The sequence below is a fragment of the Streptosporangium sp. NPDC023615 genome, from assembly GCF_040640155.1.
In the GTDB taxonomy this organism is placed as follows: Bacteria; Actinomycetota; Actinomycetes; order Streptosporangiales; family Streptosporangiaceae; genus Streptosporangium.
Window position 1 is genome coordinate 165017 of the sequence record NZ_JBFABE010000005.1, and the last position, 21749, is coordinate 186765.

A 21749-nucleotide genomic window follows, 5' to 3' on the forward strand; every position below is an offset into this window, starting at 1 on the left:
ATGGTGAAGAAGGCTGGTGGCTACCGCTGTGCCGAGTGCGGCTGGCAGACCGCCAAGTGGGTGGGGCGCTGCGGCGAGTGCCAGGCCTGGGGCACGGTCGAGGAGGAGACGGCCCGCGCGGGCGTGCGGGTGGCCTCCGCCGGGGCGGTCTCGGCCCCGGCGGTGCCGATCGGCCAGGTCAAGGCCGAGGTGGCGCACGCGCGTCCCACCGGCGTGGCCGAGCTCGACCGGGTCCTGGGCGGTGGCCTGGTGCCCGGCGCGGTGGTGCTGCTGGCCGGGGAGCCCGGCATCGGCAAGTCCACCCTCCTGCTGGAGGCGGCGGCCAAGATCGCCCGCCAGCAGACCGTCCTCTACATCACCGGTGAGGAGTCGGCCGCCCAGGTGCGGATCAGGGCCGACCGGATCGGCGCGATCCAGGACCGCCTCTACCTCGCCGCCGAGACCGACCTGAGCGCGCTGGTCTCGCACGTCGAGAAGGTCCAGCCCGACCTGCTCATCGTCGACTCGGTGCAGACGATCGGCTCGGTCCAGGCGACCGGCGTGCCCGGCGGGGTGACCCAGGTCAGGGAGGTCGCGGGGAACCTCGTGCGGCTGGCCAAGGAGCGCGGCATGTCCACCGTGCTGGTCGGCCACGTCACCAAGGAGGGCTCGATCGCCGGCCCCCGCACCCTGGAGCACCTGGTCGACGTCGTGCTCCACTTCGAGGGCGACCGCCACTCCCGTCTCCGCCTGGTCCGCGCGATCAAGAACCGGTACGGCCCGGTCGACGAGGTCGGCTGCTTCGACCTGCACGAGAGCGGCATCGAGGGCATCGCCGACGCCAGCGGCCTGTTCGTCTCCCATCGCACCGACCCGGTGCCCGGCACCTGCGTCACCGTCACCCTGGAGGGCACCCGGCCGCTGCCCGCCGAGGTGCAGGCGCTGGTCGCCAGGACCGAGGCCCAGCAGCCCCGGCGCTCCTCCTCCGGGCTCGACACCTACCGGGTGACGATGGTGCTCGCCGTGCTGGAGCGGCGGCTCAACGCCAAGCTGGGCGGGTGCGACGTCTTCACCGCGACCGTCGGGGGGATCAAGCTCAGCGATCCCGCGGTCGACCTGTCGGTGATGCTCGCGGTGGCCAGCGCGGCCGGCGACAAGGCACTGCCCTCGGGCCTGGTGGTGCTCGGCGAGGTGGGCCTGGCCGGGGAGCTGCGCCCGGTGCGCGACGTGCGGCGCCGCCTGTCGGAGGCCGCCCGGCTGGGCTTCACCCGGGCCCTGGTCCCGGCCGGCTCCCTGGAGGGCGGCAAGCGGCGCGGCGGTGACAACTCGCTGGTCCCGACGAGCGGGCGCGGCGCGGCCTTCGCCCCGGGCTTCGACGTGGTCGAGGCGGAGAACGTCTGGGACGCCCTCACCCACGTCACCTGACCCTCGAAGCCCCGGGTTTCGGGCCTCCCGGATCCCCGGTGGTCCGGGCCCTCGGCGGCCCCGTGGTTCACGGGCATCCGGCGATTCCGGGCCCGGCGCGGGCTTCGCCGGTAAGCTGGGTGCCATAGGCAGACCACGGGGGTCAGGTGGCAGCAACCTACAAAGGGCTCGACGAGCGCCGCAGGAGCATCCTGGCCGCGGTCGCCCCGGGCACCGCTCTGCGCGACGGCCTGGAGCGCATTCTCCGCGGGCACACCGGCGGCCTGATCGTGCTGGGCTACGACCGCACGGTCGAGGAGATCTGCAGCGGCGGGTTCGAGCTGGACGTCGAGTTCTCCGCCACGCGGCTGCGCGAGCTGGCCAAGATGGACGGCGCCATCGTGCTCAACGCCGGTGACCTGCGGATCGTCCGCGCGGCCGTGCACCTGATGCCCGACCCCTCCATCCCCACCGACGAGTCCGGGACCCGGCACCGCACCGCCCAGCGGGTGGCCCTGCAGACCTCCCTGCCGGTCATCTCCCTCAGCAAGTCCATGCGGATCATCGCCCTCTACCTCGACGGCATCCGCTACGTGGTCGAGGAGTCGGCGGTCATCCTGTCCAAGTCCAACCAGGCCCTGGCCACCCTGGAGCGCTACAAGCTCCGCCTGGACGAGGTCTCCGGCACGCTGTCGGCGCTGGAGATCGAGGATCTCGTCACGGTCCGTGACATCGCGGTGGTCGCCCAGCGGCTGGAGATGGTCCGGCGCATCTCCGAGGAGATCGCCGGTTACGTGGTCGAGCTCGGCACCGACGGCCGGCTGCTCTCCCTGCAGCTGGACGAACTCGTGGCCGGTACGGAGAGCGACCGCGAGCTGATCGTCCGCGACTACCTGCCCACGGCGGGACGCCGCCCGCGCAAGTTCGCCGACGCCCTGCACGAGCTCGACCGGCTCTCCTCCACCGATCTGCTCGACCTCTCGATCGTCGCCCAGGTCCTCGGCCACTCGGGCAACGACGCACTGGAGGCACCGGTGAGCCCCCGGGGATACCGGCTGCTGGCCAAGGTCCCGCGGCTGCCGAGCACCGTGGTCGACCGTCTCGTCGACCAGTTCGCCGGCCTGCAGAAGCTGCTGGCCGCCAGCATCGGCGAGCTCCAGGAGGTCGGCGGGGTGGGCGAGGCCAGGGCCCGCCACATCCGCGAGGGCCTGTCCCGGCTGGCCGAGTCGTCCATCCTGGAACGCTACGTCTGAGGGCGCCCACCCCGCCGGGGTCAGCGCACCCGGCGGTGCCCGGCCCGCCGGGGTCTCCACGCTCCGGGGCACCCGGTCCGCCGGATCGTTCCCGGCCGCCCGCGCCGGCAGGGGGAAGGCCGCCCGGGTCAGCGCAGGTGGAAGACGGCCTTGCGGCTCCTCAGCCCGGGGGCGTGGGCCACGGCGACGTAGGTGCCGGGGCGGGCCGCGACCCGTTCGGCGGCGCAGTCGTCCCCGGAGCGGCGCCGGTCCCACACCAGCTCGCGGACGTAGGGGACGCCGCGTTCCAGCCGGTCGACACGGTCGGTCTCGCCGCTGATGCAGTCGGAGGACGACCACACCCGGTCGGGACCGGAGGTGATGCGGACCTCCAGGGAGCGCGGTCCCACCTCGGTGGTGCACATCACCTTGCCGACGTTGACCAGGGTCAGGATGAACCGGGGCCTGATGCCCGGCGGGTAGACCGTCCCCTGGCCCTCCATGCTCAGCACGAGCTGTCGGTCGGTGCAGGCCTGTCCCGGCCGCCTGTGCCGGACGGCCGTCCCGGACGCCCCGGTCGCTCCGGCCGTCCCGGACGCCCCGGGGGCCGGTGTCCGGCTCCCGCCGGCCGAGGGGGTCGCCCCGGGGGGCGGCAGGAGGCCCGGCACCGCCTCCGGCGCCTGCCCGGCGGTCCCGCCCCGCTCCCGCGCGTCGTCCGGGCCGCCCGTCGCCGAGCAGGCCCACGCCACCACGGCGACCACCAGCAGCACACCGATCAGCGCGGTCATCCGGCGCCGCCAGTAGATGTCGGCTCCGATGTCGTCACGGAACGTGTCGGGGTCCATGCTCATAGTATGGGCAGCTCAGGCGGGCCGAGGGAGCCGACCCGCCGCTCCCGCGGCGTTTCGGCGGCCGGTTGGCCCAGGGCCTCCCGGAGAAAGGCGGACGAAGGAGAAGAAGGCGGATCGCGGACGCCGGGGCGGCACTATCGTCGGAGGGTGCCCGAGTCGAACCGCCTGCTCGAACCCGTTCTCGACTGGTACGCCGGCAACGCCCGCGACCTTCCCTGGCGGGCGCCCGGCGCCTCACCGTGGTCGATCCTGGTCAGCGAGATCATGCTTCAGCAGACCCCGGTCGTGCGGGTGCTGCCGGTGTGGAACGAGTGGATGGAGCGCTGGCCCACCCCCGCCGACCTCGCCCGCGAGTCGCCCGGCGAGGCCGTACGCCACTGGGGCCGGCTCGGTTACCCGCGCCGGGCGCTGAACCTGCACGCGTGCGCCCGCGCGATCACCGACCGGCACGGCGGCGAGGTCCCCTCCGACCACGACACCCTGCTGGCGCTGCCCGGCGTCGGCGAGTACACGGCCGCCGCGGTCGCCAGCTTCGCCTTCCGGGGACGGCACCCGGTCCTCGACACCAACGTGCGGCGGGTCCTGGCGCGGGCCGTCGGCGGCGAGGAGTACCCGCCGAAGGCCACCACCCCCGCCGAGCGCAGGCTCGCCGCCTCGTTGCTCCCCGACGCCGGCCGCGCCCCCGTCTGGGCGGTCGCCGTGATGGAGCTGGGCGCCCTGGTCTGCACCGCCCGCGCGCCCCGCTGCGCCGACTGCCCGATCGGCGACCTGTGCGCGTGGCGGCTGGCGGGCAAGCCCGCCTACGACGGCCCGGCCCGCAAGGGCCAGGCGTACGCGGGCACGGACCGTCAGTGCCGCGGCCGTCTCCTGGCGGTGCTGCGCCGGTCCCACGGCGCCGTTCCCAAGGACGCCCTCGACGCGGTCTGGCAGGACGCCCCGCAGCGCGAGCGCGCCCTGGACGGCCTGATCGCGGACGGGCTGGCCGAGGTCCTCGGCGACGGCACCTACCGCCTGCCCGGCTGAGGGCGGCGGGACGGCCAGGAGCCGCCCCCTGAGGGCACGGGACGGCCGGGAGCACCTCGCGGGCACGGAACGCCTCGGGCGGCCCGCTCCGGCAAGCGGCGCCAGGGTCGTTCCCCGGTCTGGCGCCGGGTGCGCCGCCCCGCCCCTCTCACCGGGGCGCGTCCCTGTCAGGCGGCCAGGCGCAGGCCCAGGGCGGTGAGGTTGCCGCGGGCCCAGTCGAGCTCCTCGGCGATCATGTTGACCAGCGCGCCCGGCCCCCTGGCGCGCAGCGGCACGGCCAGGTCGTGGGTCTCCACCTCGATGTGCGCGGTGCCGTTCACCGCGCCGGAGAGCATCGCGGTGAGGGTGTCCTCCAGGATCGGGCGGGTGCTGGGCAGCTCCTGGCAGGCGGCGGTCAGATGGTTGTGCACGTGACCGAGCTTGACCACGGGGGCCCCGGCGGCCGCCAGGCCGCGCAGGGCGGCTCCGGGCTCCTCGGCGCCTCCCGACAGGTGGCAGGCGTCCAGGCAGACGCCCAGGTGCTCGGAGTCGATGCCGCCGACCCGGTCCAGGGCCTGCTCGGTGGTCTCAAGCACGCAGCCGGGCCACGGCTCGAAACCCACCCTGACCGTCTTGCCGGTGACGCTGTAGAGCCCGCGCAGCTCCCGGGCCAGCCGCTCCAGGCGGCGCGAGGCGATGGCGTTCAGGTCGGCCGGCCAGTCCCGGCGCCAGCCGATGGGGATGGTGGAGATGCTTCCGAAGCGGACGTCGTCCGGGAGCAGGAAGGCCAGGATCCTGGCCAGCGCCATCGTGTAGCGGTAGCGCTCGGGCTTGGCCCAGTCGGGGCCGGGCGACTCCTGGTTCCTGCCGCCGGTGCCGTTGAGGCTGACGACCTCCAGGCCGCGCTCCTCCAGGGAGCGGCGCAGGCGCACCAGCTCGATCCTGTCGGCGCTGAGATGGTCGGCGACGCTCGGGGAGAGCCACAGGCCCACGCCCAGACGCTCCACGCCCAGGCGCTTGCGCACCGGCACCGCGTACCGGGTCAGGTGCGCGATCAGGTTCTCCAGGTCCTCGGCGGGGTGAACGCCCGCGTTGTAGGCCAGGTGAACGAGCGTCCCGTCCTCGTGCCGTAAACGCATGCGATGCCTCCAAGGCGTGCTTCTCGTAAGGTCCCCGATCACCCCGCGCCGGCCGTTCGCGGCGCTGTGAGCCGGAGGCTCTCTCCCAGCCGGGAGCCCGGCCCGGCTCCATGCAGCATCCCGCGCGGGCGGCGACCTCCGCGTCACTCCCGGAGCTGATGTGCCGCTACCTCACGAGGCTGACCTCGCCGGTGGTCCACGGGGGCCGGCGTGGTCCGAGGATCACGCGGTGAGACCCCGCCGAGCTCACTCTACAGAGTGTAGTACTACCTGTCGTGGCGGACACACCTTCTTTGGTAACAAATAGGCAGGCCCCGCCGTGAGTCTCCTCACGGCGGGGCCTGCCGGTGGCCCCTGGGGGCCTGTCGTGCCTAGTTCTGGATGGGCTCCGCGATGGCGGCGGCCGAGTCGGGGACCCGGTCGACCGGCGCGTTCTCACCGACGAAGGTGAACTTCGCGTTCTCGCCCTCGCCCTCGACCGCGATCTTCACGATCTGGCCGGGACGGAGCTCGCCGTACAGAATCTTCTCGGACAGCGTGTCCTCCAGCTCGCGCTGGATCGTGCGCCGGAGCGGGCGGGCGCCCATCACCGGGTCGTAGCCACGGTCGGCCAGGAGCTGCTTGGCCTCCTGGGTGAGCTCCATCCCCATGTCGCGGTCCTTCAGGCGCAGGCCCACCTGGGCCAGCATCAGGTCCACGATGCGGATGATCTCCTTCGGCGTGAGCTGGTGGAAGACCACGATGTCGTCGACACGGTTGAGGAACTCGGGCCGGAAGTGCTGCTTGAGCTCCTCCTGGACCTTGGACTTCATCCGGTCGTAGTTGGACTCGGCGTCGTTGTTCTTGGCGAAGCCGACCCCCTGGCCCTTGGAGATGTCCCGGGTGCCGAGGTTCGTGGTCATGATGATCACGGTGTTCTTGAAGTCGACCACCCGGCCCTGGGCGTCGGTCAGGCGACCGTCCTCCAGGATCTGCAGCAGCGAGTTGAAGATGTCGGGGTGGGCCTTCTCGATCTCGTCGAACAGGACGACCGAGAACGGCTTGCGCCGCACCTTCTCCGTGAGCTGACCGCCCTCCTCGTATCCGACGTAGCCCGGAGGCGAGCCGAACAGGCGGGAGACGGTGTGCTTCTCCATGAACTCCGACATGTCCAGCATGATCAGCGCGTCCTCGTCCCCGAACAGGAACTCGGCCAGCGCCTTGGACAGCTCGGTCTTACCGACACCGGACGGGCCGGCGAAGATGAACGAACCACCCGGGCGGCGCGGGTCCTTCAGGCCGGCGCGGGTACGGCGGATCGAGCGGGACAGACCCTTGATGGCGTCGTCCTGACCGATGATCCGCTTGTGCAGCTCGTCCTCCATGCGGAGCAGCCGCTGGGACTCCTCCTCGGTGAGCTTGAAGACCGGGATGCCGGTGGCGGTGGCGAGGACCTCGGCGATGAGCTCCTCGGTGACCTCGGCCACGACGTCCATGTCGCCGGCCTTCCACTCCTTCTCGCGGCGTTCGCGCTTGAGCTGGAGCTGCTTCTCCTGGTCACGCAGGGCCGCGGCCTTCTCGAAGTCCTGCGCGTCGATCGCGGACTCCTTGTCGCGCCGCACGCCCGCGATCTTCTCGTCGTACTCGCGCAGGTCCGGCGGCGCGGTCATGCGGCGGATGCGCATGCGCGAGCCGGCCTCGTCGATGAGGTCGATCGCCTTGTCCGGCAGGAACCGGTCGCTGATGTAGCGGTCGGCGAGCTGCGCGGCGGCCACCAGGGCGCCGTCGGTGATGGAGACGCGGTGGTGGGCCTCGTAGCGGTCGCGCAGGCCCTTGAGGATCTCGATCGTGTGGCTGAGGCTGGGCTCGGCCACCTGGATCGGCTGGAAACGACGCTCCAGCGCCGCGTCCTTCTCCAGGTGCTTGCGGTACTCGTCGAGCGTGGTGGCACCGATGGTCTGCAGCTCACCACGGGCCAGCATCGGCTTCAGGATGCTGGCGGCGTCGATCGCGCCCTCGGCGGCGCCCGCTCCGACGAGCGTGTGCAGCTCGTCGATGAACAGGATGATGTCGCCGCGGGTGCGGATCTCCTTGAGGACCTTCTTCAGCCGCTCCTCGAAGTCACCGCGGTAGCGCGAACCCGCCACCAGGGCGCCCAGGTCGAGGGTGTAGAGCTGCTTGTCCTTGAGCGTCTCGGGCACCTCGCCCTTGACGATCTTCTGGGACAGGCCCTCGACGACGGCGGTCTTGCCGACGCCGGGCTCGCCCACCAGGACCGGGTTGTTCTTGGTCCTGCGGGACAGGACCTGCATGACCCGCTCGATCTCCTTCTCCCGGCCGATGACCGGGTCGAGCTTGCCCTCCCGGGCGGCCTGGGTCAGGTTGCGGCCGAACTGGTCCAGCACGAGGGAGGTCGACGGGGCGGCCTCGGTCGGGCCTCCCGCGGCGGCCGGCTCCTTGCCCTGGTAGCCGTGGAGCAACTGGATGACCTGCTGCCGGACCCGGTTGAGGTCGGCCCCCAGCTTCACCAGCACCTGGGCGGCGACGCCCTCGCCCTCACGGATGAGGCCGAGCAGGATGTGCTCGGTGCCGATGTAGTTGTGTCCCAGCTGCAGGGCCTCGCGGAGCGACAGCTCAAGGACCTTCTTGGCACGCGGGGTGAACGGAATGTGCCCCGACGGCGCAGACTGACCCTGGCCGATGATCTCCTCGACCTGCTGACGCACACCCTCAAGACTGATGCCGAGGCTCTCCAGAGCCTTGGCGGCAACGCCTTCACCTTCATGGATCAAGCCAAGAAGAATGTGCTCCGTACCGATGTAGTTGTGGTTGAGCATCCGGGCCTCTTCTTGGGCCAGGACGACAACCCGCCGTGCGCGGTCGGTGAACCTCTCGAACATCTCGTCGCTCCTCACAGAGCGGTCAGGCAGGTCCGGGATATCCGGGCCCTGTCATCCCGCATGGTAGCCCCGACCCGGCGACCGCTCTATGCAGAAGACGTTCCCCGAGAGCAGGGCGTTCACCCTCCATCCAACTACTTACGGGGGGTGGGATGTTCCCGCTACGCCGCAAGCGAACGACGTTTCTCGGCCCGCGAAACGCATCATGCGGTCATGGCCGCCACCGGACCCCACCGTGACCGCCATAACCGCATGATTCACTCGATCGTACGGACCGATCTAGTGAGCCCGCTCGTAGTCTTCGACGATCTTGGACGCGATCCGTCCGCGCTCGCTGACGTTCATCCCGTGAGCCTTCGCCCACGCGCGGATGTCGGCGCTCTTCTCGCGGGTGAGTGCCCGCGCTCCACCCGCGCGACGGCGGCGGGTGGCCAGGGCACCGGAACGGCGGGCGCTCTGCACGAAAGGCGAGAGGGAGTCACGGAGCTTCTTGGCGTTAACGTCACTCAGGTCAATCTCGTAGCTGGTGCCGTCAATCGAGAAGGTGACGGTCTCGTCGGCCTCCCCCCCATCGAGGTCGTCGATGAGAATCTCCTGGATCTGCTTGGCCATCTACACAATCCTTTCGCGGAGTATTGTTTCATTCGCAAGCTAAACATATACCCGCGACCGAAGAGCGGCAATTCCAGAAGTTCGGCGATTCTCACAGGGAACCGAGACTCCCGGCCGGTGTCCGGCGGGGATCAGCTCTTCTGCGTGTCGGCGGGATCGGCCTGTTTTGCCGTGCGCCGGCCGGCGGCCTCACTCCGGACCAACTTGACGACTCCGTAGATGAAGGCTCCGCCGACGACCGCCGGGGGTATCAACGCGGACAATACAGCTTCCATTCGTCCTCGCTCCGCACCGTGGATGGCTTTCTAGGACCAGGGAAATGTGGCGGCTCCCGGGCGCGGGCGCGCGTCCAGCGGCCCGGAACCGCTCACGGATGACCATAGCGCCACCGACCGGCGGCATGCGTCGGAGGGGCACCACGCCCGTCACTCTCCAGCCTAATGCTTCTCTCCAGCCGCCTTACCGGTTGCGACCGTAAAGCCGGGAAGAAAAACAGGCGGGACGAACAGATGATCGTCCTCGCCTCGGGAATACCCGGCTCCACGGGCTTCCCGGTCGCCGAGCCGTCGCCCTCCTTACGACGTAACCCCTGCTCAGAGGGGGCGCGCGACAAGAACGCCGTCCCGCGGGGAAGGCGGGACCGTGGCGGGCCGGTTCATCACGGGAATGCCCGGTGCCGATGGAACGACGGGCCCCACAGCCCATCGCCTCATCACCCCTGCCCGGACCGGCGCGGCGCAGTCGCGTAACAAGACGGATCTTCAACGCTTTCTTGCCAAGAGTACGACCCACCACGGTAGGTGACACATAGTCGTAGACCGTATAACCACCAAAGGCGCGCCCCCCTCACACAAGCCCGGCACGGTCCCGTCCGTCCGGCCGGGACCTCCAAGAAGGTCTTCACCGGTCGCCCCGAACGCGCCGTGGAAGGCGAAGGGAGGAAAACCCGGGAGCGTCACGCGGGATGTCCGGGGCGAGTGGGATCGGCCATTCGGTGAGTGGTGGGCGGACCACCGACGGCGGACGATCCACCATTGAGGGGGCATAGCGGCATCGAGGACACCGCCGAGTGTCAAGGGCGAATATTTTCACCGGGCAGGGGCCAAGGGCGGGTCATAAGTCGCCCCGCGCTCCCGGGGGCAAATGGTTTTGCGGCGCCGTGGCGGTCCGGCCGGCCGGACCGTTACCGCGGGCCCCGGCGCCTCGTTTTCCGGCCGGCGCGTGAAGCCGCGCCCATGAAGAAGCCGCGTGCGCGAAGGCGTCGGCGTAAGGCGCGTGCGCGAGGGTCCGTGCGTGAAGGCACGGGGGATGAGGACAGGGACGTGAAAAGGCGCGGAAGGCGCGCGAAGGGCGCCGGGGAACGCGTATGTGAAGGTCCGCGGACGAGGGCCGGCGCGTGGGGCCGTGCGTGGGGCCGTGCGTGGGGCCGTGCGTGGGGCCGTGCGTGGGGCCGTGCGCGCGGAGGGTCGAGCGTGAGGGACGGCGCGCGGGAACGGGTCGGGGAGGGACCGGGAACGGGTCGGGGAGGGGGCGAAGAGCCGCGCGGGCTCCGTGCCGGAGGGTCCGGGTACGAAAAACGGGACCGGCGGCCGAGCCGCCGGTCCCGTCGTCCGGGGAATTACTTGATCTTCACGACGACCGTGTCGGCCACCTTGTCGTGCAGCGCCTGGTGCAGGGGCTGGTCCCACAGCTGCCACAGGACGTTCACGAGGGTGAAGAGTCCGACGATCAGGTCCAGGAAGGTCGGCCCCCAGGTCAGGAACTGCGGGCCGATGAACACAGCGGTACGCTTGAGCGCGGCCTCGGTGCCGAGCCCGCCGGGCGGCAGGACGGAGCCGACGGGGACGACCTTGATGCCCATGACCATCTTGCCGACGGTCTGCCCGCCCCGCTTGAGCATGAAGAACTCGTAGGCGAAGTAGAGCCCCGCGCTGATCAGCGTGCTGATCACGGTGATGGCGGAGGTGGCCCCGGAGTCGATACCACCGGTGCCACCGGTGCCGACGATGATCGCGCCGAGCACGAGGCCCAGGATGAGGCCGATGACCAGGCCCACCACGAGCATGATGGCTATGTCGACGATGCGCGCCACCAGGCGCTGCCACCACTCGGCGAGCGGCGCGGGAGCGCCGGGCACGCCGCTGTACGGCTGCCCGTAGCCCTGCTGGCCGTAGCCCTGCTGCCCGTAGGCCGGCTGCTGGCCGTAGCCCTGCTGCCCGTAGTCCGGCTGCTGGCCGTAGCCCTGCTGGCCGTACGTCGGCTGCTGCCCGTAGGAGGGCTGGCCGTAGTCCGGCTGCTGGCCGTAGGAGGGCTGGGAGGCCTGCTGCCCGTAGGGCTGCTGGCCGTAGCCCTGCTGCCCGTAGTCCGGCTGCTGGCCGTAGCCACCGGCCCCGCCCTGCTGACCGTAGGAGGGCTGCTGACCGTAGCCGCCCGTGCCGCCCTGCTGGCCGTAACCGCCCGTGCCGCCTGTGCCGCCCTGCTGACCGTAGCCGGGCTGCTCGTGCGAGGACTGGCCGTAACCGCCCGTCCCGCCCTGCTGGCCGTAGCCGCCCGTGCCGCCCGTGCCGCCCTGCTGACCGTAGCCGGGCTGGCCGTAGGAGGGCTGCTCGTGCGAGGACTGACCGTAGCCGCCCTGCTGACCGTAGCCGCCCGCTCCGCCCTGCTGGCCGTAGCCCTGCTGCCCGTAGTCGGGCTGCTGGCCGTAACCCTGCTGGCCGTAGCCCTGGGCCTGTCCGGGACCGGTGTTCGGCTGTGAGGCCTCCGACCGATATCCCACGACCGTTACGTCGGGGTCGAGCCCGCCAGCGCCTCGACCCGCGTTGTGCTGTCCGTATTCCGGCTGCCCCGACGGTGTGCGATCGCGGTCGGGATCATCCTGTGGATACGGCGGCTGTCCGGTGCTCACCGCGTCACCTCACTTAGAATGCGCATGTGGCAGATGTCAGACGCACATGCTTGCTGCAGCACAAGGTATCGACATAGGAAAGAACAGTCACCTTTCCCCCTTGTCAGGTCCCAAGTCACTCGCGTCGGGCTCACGTGTCAGATGCAGCAGCATCCGGGTGTTGCCCAGGGTGTTGGGCTTGACGTGCTCCAGATCCAGGAACTCCGCGACGCCCTCGTCGTAGGAGGCGAGGAGCTCGGCGTAGACCTCCGGGGCGACGGGCGTGCCCTGGATCTCCCTGAAACCGTGCCGGGCGAAGAACTCGACCTCGAACGTCAGGCAGAAGACCCGGCGCAGGCCGAGCTCGACGGCGGTGCGCAGCAGCGCGGAGACGATCCGGTGCCCGATTCCCGCCCCCCTGCGGGCCGGATCGACCGCGACGGTGCGGATCTCGGCCAGATCCTCCCAGAGGACGTGCAGCGCCCCGCAGCCGACCACCTCCCCCTGCTCGTCGGTGGCGACCCAGAACTCCTGGACGTCCTCGTACAGCGTGACCGTGGCCTTCTCCAGCAGGCGCGGCCCCGCGCCGCCGTAGGTGTCGACCAGGCGCCGGACGGCGCGGACGTCCGGGGTGCGGGCTCGCCGGACGGTGATCCCGGCGGCCTCCGCGACCGCGACGGCGACCGGGCCGTCCCGCTCCACGCCCTCCCCGGAGCCGTGCCCCGGCCTGGCCTCGCGCCCGTTCCCGGCCCCGTTCCCGGGTCCCGCCTCGCGTTCGGCACCCGGCCCCGCCTCGCGTCCGGCACCGGCGGGGGCGTGCGTGACCGGCGTCGGAGACTGTTCCGCAACCTGCTCCATGACCGATCAGCGTACGTGCTCGCCGACCTTCGATTACGGCTCACCCCTAACTCCCGCACCACCCCTCCCATGTGACCCTTGGTAGCGGCATTACCACGCTGAGCACGGGAGGCCTCGGTGTGTCGCATTTCATCTTCGGTACGGTTCCGGAGCTGGGCCGACCGTCACGGGACCCGCGAAGCAGCAGGCAAAGGCCGCGCAAAGGCAACAATGATCATTATGAGATGTGATCCGTCCGTGACATTTCAGTTGCGAAACCTCTACTGAATTCAGGGTTCTGGTTGAGCAGGAACCACGCTTCGACTAATCTCCGTGCTCGATGTCAGAGACGTGAAAAAGCCTGACCCGCCGAATCTTCCGCAGGGAGAACCGGGGACCCACCGTGTCCTTGGGGGTGAATCCGAGTGCCACCGGCGCACCCGGTAGGGCTGCCTCCGGCCCGAACCCGTCAGCTAACCCGGTAGGCGGCCGAGGAGAGGAGTCCATTGGTGAAGCGCACGCGCGACCGCGGAGACGGGGCAGGCGGCGACGCCCGCCGTCCACGACGCGCACCGCGAGGGCTCCGCCGCCGCATGGCGGTCATCGGCCTGGCGTTCGCCACCCTCACCCTGGGCACCCCGCTGCTCCCGGCCACGGCCGACCCGGAGCCCAGCCTCAAGCAACTGGCCGAGCAGGCCGAGAAACTGCACAACGAGATCGAGACGCTCGCCGAGCAGTACAACGGCGAGCGGGTCAAGCTCAAGCAGGCCCAGCGGGCCGCGGACAGCGCCGAGAAGACCCTCGCCACCAGCGAGTCCGAGCTGGAGTCGCGGCGGGCCAAGGCCGCGCTGCTGGCACAGAGCAGCTACATGTCGGGCGGCCTGCACTCCGGTCTCGTCCTCACCCAGACCTCGGACCCCGACGCCTTCCTCGACCAGGCCACCACCACCTACGCCCTGCAGCAGCGCCAGAGCGAGGAGGTCGCCCAGGTGGGCCGGGCGATCGAGGCCGCCGAGCGGGCCCAGGCCGGCGCCAAGGCCAGGACCTCCGAGGTCAAGAAGCTGCTGTCGCAGATCGACGCCAAGCGCACCAAGATCGAGCGCCTGGTCTCGCGGGTGGAGAGCGACCTGTTCAAGGAGGTGCGCTCGCAGGCCGTCGGCAACCGGGGCGCCCGGGTGAAGGTCGACGCCCCCATCGTGGGCAGCGGCAAGGGGGCGGAGGCCGCCCGCTGGGCGCTGACCCAGCAGCTCAAGCCGTACGTGTGGGGCGCCGAGGGGCCCAACTCCTTCGACTGCTCCGGACTGGTCATGTGGGCCTACCAGAAGGTCGGGATCAGCCTGCCCCACTACACCGGCGACCAGTGGACGGCGGGCACGCGCGTCTCCAGAAGCCAGTTGCGCCCGGGCGACCTGGTCTTCTTCTACTCCGACCTGCACCATGTCGGGATCTACATCGGCGCGGGCCTGATGGTCCACGCGCCCCGGACCGGTGACGTCATCCACATCACCACGATCGACAACCGGCCCTTCGTGGGAGGCGTGCGCGTCGCCGGGTGACCGGGTGACCGGGTTGTCGGTGACCGGGTTGTCGGCGACCGGGTTGTCGGCGACCGGCGAGCCGGGTGGCCGCCGGAGCGGACGGGGGCGGGACGGCCGGGGGCCGAGGCGGCCGGGACGGGCGGCCAGATCAGGCGGCCAGATCAGGCGGCTAGATCAGGCGGCTAGATCAGGCGGCGGCGAGCCGCCCAGGCCACGGCCTCGATCGCGGTGGCGACTCCGATGCGGTCACAGATGCCCCTGAGCCTGCGCCTGACGGTCCGGCCGCTGATGTCGAGCCTGCGGCCCACCCGATCCACGGTGACGCCCTTGGCGAGCTCTGCCAGCAGCACGAGGTCGTCCTCACTGAGACCGATATCCCCCGTGCCCAGGGGGCTGTCGCCATGGCGTGAATCCACTTCGGGATATGCCATCAAGAGTCACTCCCCCCACTCTGGAAACCGGGCCTAAGGCGTCAGGAATGATTACCACCCGCCAGGAACGGTAAACGCCTTGTTCAAAGGTCGTCAAGTTCAACCCTTCACGGCGCATCCACACTATTGACATAGCAGGCTATACGTGAAGTACTCAGGATATGTCAGCGCCTTTGCGCTTAAGTCACACCCAGAGGTGGGCGCGGACCCCCGACCGTCCCCTGCCTGCGACGACGGGCCTGCCCACAGAACAAGATTTCGTCGGCACGACCGGTCCCGCCGCACCCCGGAGGCCGGATCCGCGAGGGGCGTGCCCTCCCGCATTTTCCGGGATACCCGCCCTCGCGCCCGCGGCGGGGTGGCGATCACAAGCCCCGTCCCCTTGACTACGTCGCGCAAAAAACCATGAAATGGTAGGACTGTGGCCGCCTTTGCGAAATTTGCGAGGTGTCATGCGCGATCACTCCTGCATCGGGATATTGGCCCTACTAGAAAGGGTTTCTGCACTCTGCAGAAACTCGCCCACATTGCACGGAGGATCGTGAGCACCGCCGTTTCCGACCTGCTGGGATTCGACCCCTTCGCCCCGGGGTTCACCCGGGCGCCGTACGAGCACTATCGCCGGTTGCGGAAGCACGGGCCGCTGACGCGTACGGCGTCCGGCATGTGGCTGGCCACCGGGTACGCCGCCTGTGCCACGCTGCTCCGCGACCCGCGGTTCGGTCACGGCGCGGGTCCTCACGGGCGCGGCCGGGTCGCGCGCTCGTTCCTGACCATGGACCCGCCGGACCACACCCGGCTGCGCTCCCTGGTGAGCGGGGCCTTCACGGCACGGATGATCGAGCGGCTGCGGCCCCGTATCGAGGCCGTCGCCGGCGAGCTGGCCGGTTCGGTGGCGGCGTCGGTGGCGCCGGATGGACGTGCGGACACAGACGCGGACGGGGGCGGGGACGGGGGCGGGGACGGGCGCGGGGACACAGGCGGGAGGGGGAGCGGGGAGAGCGATCTGATCTCCGCCCTGGCCTACCCGCTGCCGGTCCTGGTCATCAGCGAGATGCTGGGCGTGCCGCCCGAGGACCGGGTGCGCTTCCAGGGGTGGAGCGAGGCCCTGGCGCGCGGGCTGGACCCGGACTTCGTGCTCCCGGAGCGGGTGGTGGCCGAGCGGGAGGCGGCCAGGGCGGAGTTCCACGCCTACTTCGCGGAGCTCGCCGCCGGACGGCGCGCCGAGCCCGGCCCCGACCTGCTGAGCGACCTCGTCCGCACCGGCGCGCTCACCCTCGACGAGCTGCTGGCCACCTGCGTGCTGCTGCTGGTGGCCGGGCACGAGACCACGGTCAACCTGATCGGCAACGGCGCCCTGGCCCTGCTCCGGCACGGCGCCCTGGACCGCTTCCGCGCCGGCGACGGGCCGCGGATGGTCGAGGAACTGCTCCGCTACGACCCGCCCGTGCAGCTCACGTTCAGGGTGGCGCTCGCCGACACGGACCTGTGCGGGACGCCGATCCGTGCGGGCGAGGCCGTGCTGGCGCTGCTCGGCGCGGCCAACCGCGATCCGGAGGTGTTCGCCGAGCCCGACCGGCTCGACCTGGGGCGCCGCCCCGGACGCCACCTGGCCTTCGGACTGGGCGCGCACTTCTGCCTGGGCGCGCCCCTGGCCCGCCTGGAGGGCACGATCGCGCTCTCCGCGCTCGCGGCGGCGGCACCGGGCCTGGTCCTGGCCGACCCGGCGCCGCCGTACAAGGAGAACCTCGTCCTGCGCGGCCTGGCCGCGCTCCCCGTCAGGCTCGGCCGGACGGCTTGACCAGCGGGAACAGGATGGTCTCGCGGATGTTCTTGCCGGTGAAGGCCATGATGAGGCGGTCGATGCCCAGCCCCATGCCGCCGGTGGGCGGCATCGCATATTCCAGGGCGGTGAGGAAGTCCTCGTCAAGCTGCATGGCCTCGTGGTCGCCGCCCGCCGCGAGCAGGGACTGCTCGGTGAGGCGGCGGCGCTGCTCGACCGGGTCGACCAGCTCCGAATAGGCGGTGCCCAGCTCGGTGCCGAACCCGATCAGGTCCCACTTCTCGGTCAGGAGCGGGTTGTCCCGGTGCTGGCGGGTCAGCGGGGAGGTCTCCACCGGGTAGTCCATGACGAACGTGGGCTGGACGAGCGTGTGCTCGACGAGCGCCTCGAAGATCTCCTGGACGAGCTTGCCCTGCCCCCAGGCGGCGTCCCAGTGGATCTCCCGCGCGTCGGCGAGGGCGCGGAGGCGCTCCAGCGGCGTCGCGGTCGTGACCTCCTCGCCCAATGCCTCCGAGACCGACCCGTAGAGGGTGATCCGGGGCCACTTGGCCAGGCCGAGGTCGATCTCCTGACCCTCGTGGACGACCACCGAGTGACCCAGCGCGGCCACCACCGCCTTCTGGATCATCCGCTGGGTCAGGTCGGCCATGTCGTTGTAGTCGAGATAGGTCCCGTACGCCTCGAGCATGGTGAACTCGGGGTTGTGGGTGGAGTCCGCTCCCTCGTTGCGGAAGTTGCGGTTGATCTCGAAGACCTTCTCGATCCCGCCGACCACGAGCCGCTTGAGGTAGAGCTCGATCGCGATGCGGAGGTAGAGCTCCATGTCGTAGGCGTTGATGTGGGTCTTGAAGGGCCGGGCCGTGGCTCCGCCGTGGATCGGCTGGAGCATCGGCGTCTCCACCTCCAGGTAGCCCTCCTCGTGCCAGAAGTCGCGGATCGACCGCACCACGGCACTGCGGGTGTACGCCAGCTTCCTGGCCTCGTCGTTGACGATGAGGTCCACGTAGCGCTGGCGGACCCGCGCCTCGGGGTCGGTCAGCCCGGCGTGCTTCTCCGGCAGCGGGCGCAGGCACTTGGAGGTGATCGCCCAGCGGTCGGCGAGGATGGACAGCTCGCCCCGGCGGGAGGTGATGACCTCGCCCTCGACGCCCACGTGGTCGCCGAGGTCGACGTCGCGCTTCCACGCGGCCAGCGACTCCTCGCCCACCCGGTCCAGCGAGATCATGACCTGGAGGTCGCCGGAGCCGTCCCGCAGGGTGGCGAAGCAGAGCTTGCCGCCGGTCCGGGACAGCATCACCCGGCCGGTGACGCCCACCCTGTCGCCGGTCGCGGTGTCAGCGGAGAGATCGGCGTATTTCCCGCGGATCTCGGCGTTGGTCGCGGTACGCGGGAAGTTCACCGGGTAGGGGTCGACGCCCTCGGAGCGGAGGCGGTCGAGCTTCTCCCGGCGCACGCGCATCTGCTCGGGCAGGTCCTCGGCGGGGTTGGTCACGTCATCGGTCACAGTTCCAAAGCGTACCGATGCGACGAACCCCGCGAGGTCACCCGCCGCCCGCCCGCGAGGGTCCCCGCGGGACGCGTGAGCGGCTCGGGCGGGGTCGCCGGGGGCGGGCGAGGGCGGCGAGGGCAGGGTCCCCGGGACCCGGACGGTGTCGGGCCGGGCCGGGCCGGGCCGTGTCGCGGGGAGGGGCGGGACCGCGCGGGTCAGGCGGTGTTGCGGTGGTAGATCAGGCGCAGGCCGATCAGCGTGAGCCACGGCTCGTGCATGTCGATCGAGCGCGCCTCGCTCACCACCAGCGGCGCCGCGCTGCCCGTGGCCACCACCGTGACCTCGTCGGGGTCGTCGGCGAGCTCGGCCGCCATCCGCTCGACGATCCCGTCCACCTGGCCGGCGAAGCCGTAGATGATGCCCGCCTGGAGCGCCTCCACGGTGTTCTTGGCGATCACCGACCGGGGCCGGATCAGCTCCACCTTGTGCAGCTGCGCCCCGGCCGCGGCCAGCGCGTCCACCGAGATCTCGATGCCGGGGGCGGTCACCGCTCCGACGTACTCCCCCTTGGCCGAGACCGCGTCGAAGGAGGTCGCGGTCCCGAAGTCGACGATGACGCACGGCCCGCCGTAGAGCTGGATGGCCGCCAGCGCGTTGACGATGCGGTCGCTGCCGACCTCCTTGGGGTTGTCCATCCGGACCGGGACGCCGGTGCGGACGCCGGGCTCCACGATGACCGCGGTCACGTCCCCGTAGTAGCGGCGGCACATCTCGCGCATCTCGTTCAGCACCGAGGGGACGGTCGAGCAGATCGCGATGCCGTTGACGTCGGCGCCCTTGAGCAGCGGCGACTGCCCGAGCAACCCCTGGAGCACGACGGCGATCTCGTCCGCCGTGCGCCGGGGGTCGGTGGAGATCCGCCAGTGCTCGATGACGTCCTCACCCTCGAAGAGGCCGAGAACGGTGTGCGTGTTGCCGACGTCGATGGCGAGCAGCATCAATTCCCCCGAAGGTCCAAGGCGATGTCCAGTGCCGGCGCCGAGTGAGTGAGCGCGCCCACGGCAAGGTAGTCAACACCCGTCTCGGCCACATCACGAGCGGTTCGCAGGGTCAGCCCTCCGCTGGACTCCAGCCGCGCCCTGCCGTCCACCAGCCGTACGGCGCGCGCCAGCTCCTCGACGGTGAAGTTGTCCAACAGGATCTCCTCGGCTCCCTCGGCCAGCACAGGCTCGATCTGGTCGATCCGGTCGACCTCGACCTCGATCGGCAGGCCGGGGCAGGCGTCACGGACCGCCCGGAACGCCTCGGCGACCCCGCCGGCGGCCACCACGTGATTGTCCTTGATCAGCGCCGCGTCCGAAAGCGACATGCGGTGATTGACCCCTCCGCCGCAGCGCACCGCGTACTTCTCCAGGGCGCGCAGTCCCGGCAGCGTCTTGCGGCTGTCCCTGATCGCGGCCCCGGTCCCGGCGACGGCGTCGACCCAGCGGCCGGTCAGGGTCGCGATGCCGGACAGGTGGGTGAGCAGGTTCAGCGCGGTGCGCTCGGCGGTCAGCAGGTCCCTGGTGGGGCCGGTGACGGTCATCAGCACGTCCCCGGCGGCGACGCGCTCGCCGTCCTTGACCCTGCGCTCGGCCGTCAGGCGGCCCCGGCCGACGTGGGAGAAGGCTGCCTCGGCCACGGGCAGGCCGGCCACCACGCCGTCCGCGCGGGCCACCACGTCGGCGGTGTCGGCCCGGTCCGCGGGGATGGTCGCGAGGCTGGTGACGTCGCCCCCCTGCCACACGTCCTCGGCCTCGGCGGTCTCCAGGAGCGCGATCAGCGCCGACGGGTCGAGCCCGGCCTCGACGAGGTCGGTCTCCAGCCGGTGCGGCAGCGCCGTCTCGCGCCGCCCGTGGGGTACGTACGTCATGGTCGGTCCCTCCGCTGTCAGGGTCACGTCGAGGTGGCCGAGCCACCGCTCGTCGTTCCGTTCGGGAAAATCCTCGCGCCAGTGCGAGCCCCGGGTCTCCTGGCGCCGTCCGGCCGCCGCCACCAGTACGGAGGCGACCGTCAGCAGGTTGGTGGTCTCCCAGGACTCGGTGCACGGCTCGACCGCCACCGGGGTCCAGCGGAGGTTCACCAGGGCCCTGGAGACCTCGGCCAGGGACTCCCGGCCGCGCAGCACGCTCGCCCCCCGGCTCATGTGCCCCTGGATCCTGGTGCGGGCCCTGGGGTCGATCAGGCCGGTGGGACGGTCGTCACCGGCCGGCCCTCCCGCCGGGACGCCCGCGGCGTCCACGGCGTCCACGGCGTCCACGGCGGACGGGCCGCGCGCGGCCCGTCCGGCGTGGATGTCGGCGGCGATCCGCGCCGCGAAGACCAGCCCCTCCAGCAGGGAGTTGGAGGCCAGCCGGTTGGCGCCGTGCACGCCGGTGCACGCGACCTCGCCGCACGCGTACAGGCCGGGGACGCTGGTGCGGCCGTGCGGGTCGGTGCGGACACCGCCGCTGGCGTAGTGGGCGGCGGGGGCCACCGGGACGAGGTCGGCGACCGGGTCGATGCCGTGCTCCCGGCAGATCGCGTGGATCGTCGGGAAGCGGGTGCGCCACTTCTCCTCGCCGAAGTGGCGGGCGTCGAGGTAGACGTGGTCGGCCCCTGTGGCGCGCATCCGCCGCATGATCGCCTTGGCCACCACGTCGCGGGGGGCGAGATCGGCCAGCTCGTGCGCGTCCCGCATGAACCGGACGCCGTCGGCGTCGACCAGCACCGCGCCCTCGCCCCTGACCGCCTCGGAGATCAGCGGCTGCTGTCCGGTGGAGTCCTCACCGAGCCAGAGCACGGTGGGGTGGAACTGGACGAACTCCAGGTCCCTGACCACGGCGCCGGCGCGCAGCGCGAGCGCCACCCCGTCGCCGGTGGAGACGACCGGGTTGGTGGTGGCGGCGTAGACCTGCCCCATGCCGCCGGTGGCCAGCACCACGGCCCCGGCCGTGACCGCGCCCACCCCGTCGCGCTCGCCCTCGCCCATGACGTGCAGGGTCACTCCCGCCGCGTGGCCGCGCGCGTCCTTGAGCAGGTCGAGGACGAGCGCGTGCTCGATCACCTCGATCCCCGCCTCGCCGACGGCCTGCACCAGAGCCCTCTGCACCTCGGCACCGGTGGCGTCGCCGCCCGCGTGCACGATGCGGTCACGCCGGTGGCCGCCCTCCCTGGTGAGCTGGAGCTCTCCGGAGGCGTCGGTGTCGAATTCGGCGCCCGCCGCGATCAGGTCGCGCAACGCGCCCGGCCCCTCGGTCACCAGGATCCGGACGGCCTCCTCGTCACAGAGGCCCACCCCGGCGACGAGCGTGTCGGACAGGTGCTCGACGGGGGTGTCGGCCGGGTCGAGCACGGCGGCGATGCCGCCCTGGGCCCAGCGGGTGGAACCGGACGACAGCACGTCCTTGGTGACCACCAGGACCTTCGAGGCGGGGTCGAGGCCCGCGTACCGGAGTGCCAGGGTGAGGCCCGCGATTCCGGAGCCCACCACGACCACGTCCGCCTGGACCGTCCAGCCCGGTGCGGGCGCGGTCAACCTCTGGGGGATGGCCGGGATGCTCATTGCCGCCTCCTCGCGGGGATTCATAGAGGCCGTTCATTTCGTCAATGTGACGATAACGCGGGGACCGGATCGGCCTCACCCCGGGGTGGGTCTCGCGCGGCCCGTC

Annotated in this window: 15 protein-coding genes and 1 riboswitch; of the genes, 5 read left to right on the forward strand and 10 right to left on the reverse strand. The window is 71.2% G+C overall.

From position 1 onward, the window contains the following. Entirely contained in the window at positions 1–1404 is a 1404-nt protein-coding gene (radA, locus tag AB0G16_RS06220; protein ID WP_362799418.1) for a DNA repair protein RadA, read from the forward strand. A 146-nt stretch (positions 1405–1550) separates the two neighbouring features. Continuing rightward, positions 1551–2636, forward strand: coding sequence for a DNA integrity scanning diadenylate cyclase DisA (gene disA, locus AB0G16_RS06225; protein WP_362799422.1), 1086 nt, complete (start codon positions 1551–1553; stop codon positions 2634–2636). Positions 2637–2764: 128 nt separating this feature from the next. Here disA and AB0G16_RS06230 read toward each other — a convergent pair whose 3' ends face one another. Beyond that, positions 2765–3460, reverse strand: coding sequence for a hypothetical protein (locus tag AB0G16_RS06230; protein ID WP_362799425.1), 696 nt, complete (start codon positions 3458–3460; stop codon positions 2765–2767). Positions 3461–3613: 153 nt separating this feature from the next. Between AB0G16_RS06230 and AB0G16_RS06235 the strand changes: the two genes are divergently transcribed. Continuing rightward, positions 3614–4489, forward strand: coding sequence for an A/G-specific adenine glycosylase (locus tag AB0G16_RS06235; RefSeq protein ID WP_362799428.1), 876 nt, complete (start codon positions 3614–3616; stop codon positions 4487–4489). Positions 4490–4656: 167 nt separating this feature from the next. Here the strand turns inward: AB0G16_RS06235 and AB0G16_RS06240 are convergent, their stop codons facing one another. The 5 genes from AB0G16_RS06240 to AB0G16_RS06260 all read right to left on the reverse strand — a co-directional run bounded on the left by AB0G16_RS06240 (position 4657) and on the right by AB0G16_RS06260 (position 12684). Next, the gene (locus AB0G16_RS06240; protein WP_362799431.1) at positions 4657–5607 is read right to left on the reverse strand and encodes a TIM barrel protein; all 951 of its coding nucleotides are present in this window, start codon (positions 5605–5607) and stop codon (positions 4657–4659) included. Positions 5608–5978: 371 nt separating this feature from the next. Next, on the reverse strand, positions 5979–8486 hold the full coding sequence (locus tag AB0G16_RS06245) for an ATP-dependent Clp protease ATP-binding subunit (RefSeq protein ID WP_362799434.1): 2508 nt from the start codon (positions 8484–8486) through the stop codon (positions 5979–5981). 279 nt (positions 8487–8765) lie between these two features. After that, positions 8766–9098, reverse strand: a complete 333-nt coding sequence (locus tag AB0G16_RS06250) for an Lsr2 family protein (protein WP_362799437.1) — start codon at positions 9096–9098, stop codon at positions 8766–8768. A 1618-nt stretch (positions 9099–10716) separates the two neighbouring features. Further along, the gene (locus tag AB0G16_RS06255) at positions 10717–11874 is read right to left on the reverse strand and encodes an RDD family protein (RefSeq protein WP_362799440.1); all 1158 of its coding nucleotides are present in this window, start codon (positions 11872–11874) and stop codon (positions 10717–10719) included. Positions 11875–12090: 216 nt separating this feature from the next. Next, complete coding sequence (locus AB0G16_RS06260) at positions 12091–12684, reverse strand: amino-acid N-acetyltransferase (protein WP_362799621.1); 594 nt, start codon at positions 12682–12684, stop codon at positions 12091–12093. 492 nt (positions 12685–13176) lie between these two features. After that, a riboswitch (cyclic di-AMP (ydaO/yuaA leader) is annotated at positions 13177–13323 on the forward strand. An 89-nt stretch (positions 13324–13412) separates the two neighbouring features. Between AB0G16_RS06260 and AB0G16_RS06265 the strand changes: the two genes are divergently transcribed. Continuing rightward, on the forward strand, positions 13413–14375 hold the full coding sequence (locus AB0G16_RS06265; protein WP_362799444.1) for an NlpC/P60 family protein: 963 nt from the start codon (positions 13413–13415) through the stop codon (positions 14373–14375). Between the two features lie 164 nt (positions 14376–14539). Here the strand turns inward: AB0G16_RS06265 and AB0G16_RS06270 are convergent, their stop codons facing one another. Next, entirely contained in the window at positions 14540–14707 is a 168-nt protein-coding gene (locus tag AB0G16_RS06270; protein WP_362799447.1) for a LuxR C-terminal-related transcriptional regulator, read from the reverse strand. Positions 14708–15329: 622 nt separating this feature from the next. Here AB0G16_RS06270 and AB0G16_RS06275 point away from each other — a divergent pair. Continuing rightward, positions 15330–16589 (forward strand): cytochrome P450, encoded by a 1260-nt coding sequence (locus AB0G16_RS06275; protein WP_362799450.1) that lies wholly within the window; start codon positions 15330–15332, stop codon positions 16587–16589. Here AB0G16_RS06275 and lysX read toward each other — a convergent pair. From lysX to AB0G16_RS06290, 3 genes are all read right to left on the reverse strand, one after another. Next, positions 16567–18030 carry a bifunctional lysylphosphatidylglycerol synthetase/lysine--tRNA ligase LysX gene (lysX, locus tag AB0G16_RS06280; protein WP_362799624.1) on the reverse strand — a complete coding sequence of 488 codons (1464 nt, stop codon included), beginning with the start codon at positions 18028–18030 and terminating at the stop codon, positions 16567–16569. The two genes, AB0G16_RS06275 and lysX, sit on opposite strands and share 23 nt — an antisense overlap. Before the next feature lie 245 nt (positions 18031–18275). Further along, positions 18276–19058, reverse strand: coding sequence for a type III pantothenate kinase (locus AB0G16_RS06285; protein WP_362799453.1), 783 nt, complete (start codon positions 19056–19058; stop codon positions 18276–18278). After that, positions 19058–21643, reverse strand: a complete 2586-nt coding sequence (locus tag AB0G16_RS06290) for an L-aspartate oxidase (RefSeq protein WP_362799456.1) — start codon at positions 21641–21643, stop codon at positions 19058–19060. The genes AB0G16_RS06285 and AB0G16_RS06290 overlap by 1 nt, the downstream gene beginning before the upstream one ends. Positions 21644–21749 lie beyond the last annotated feature (106 nt).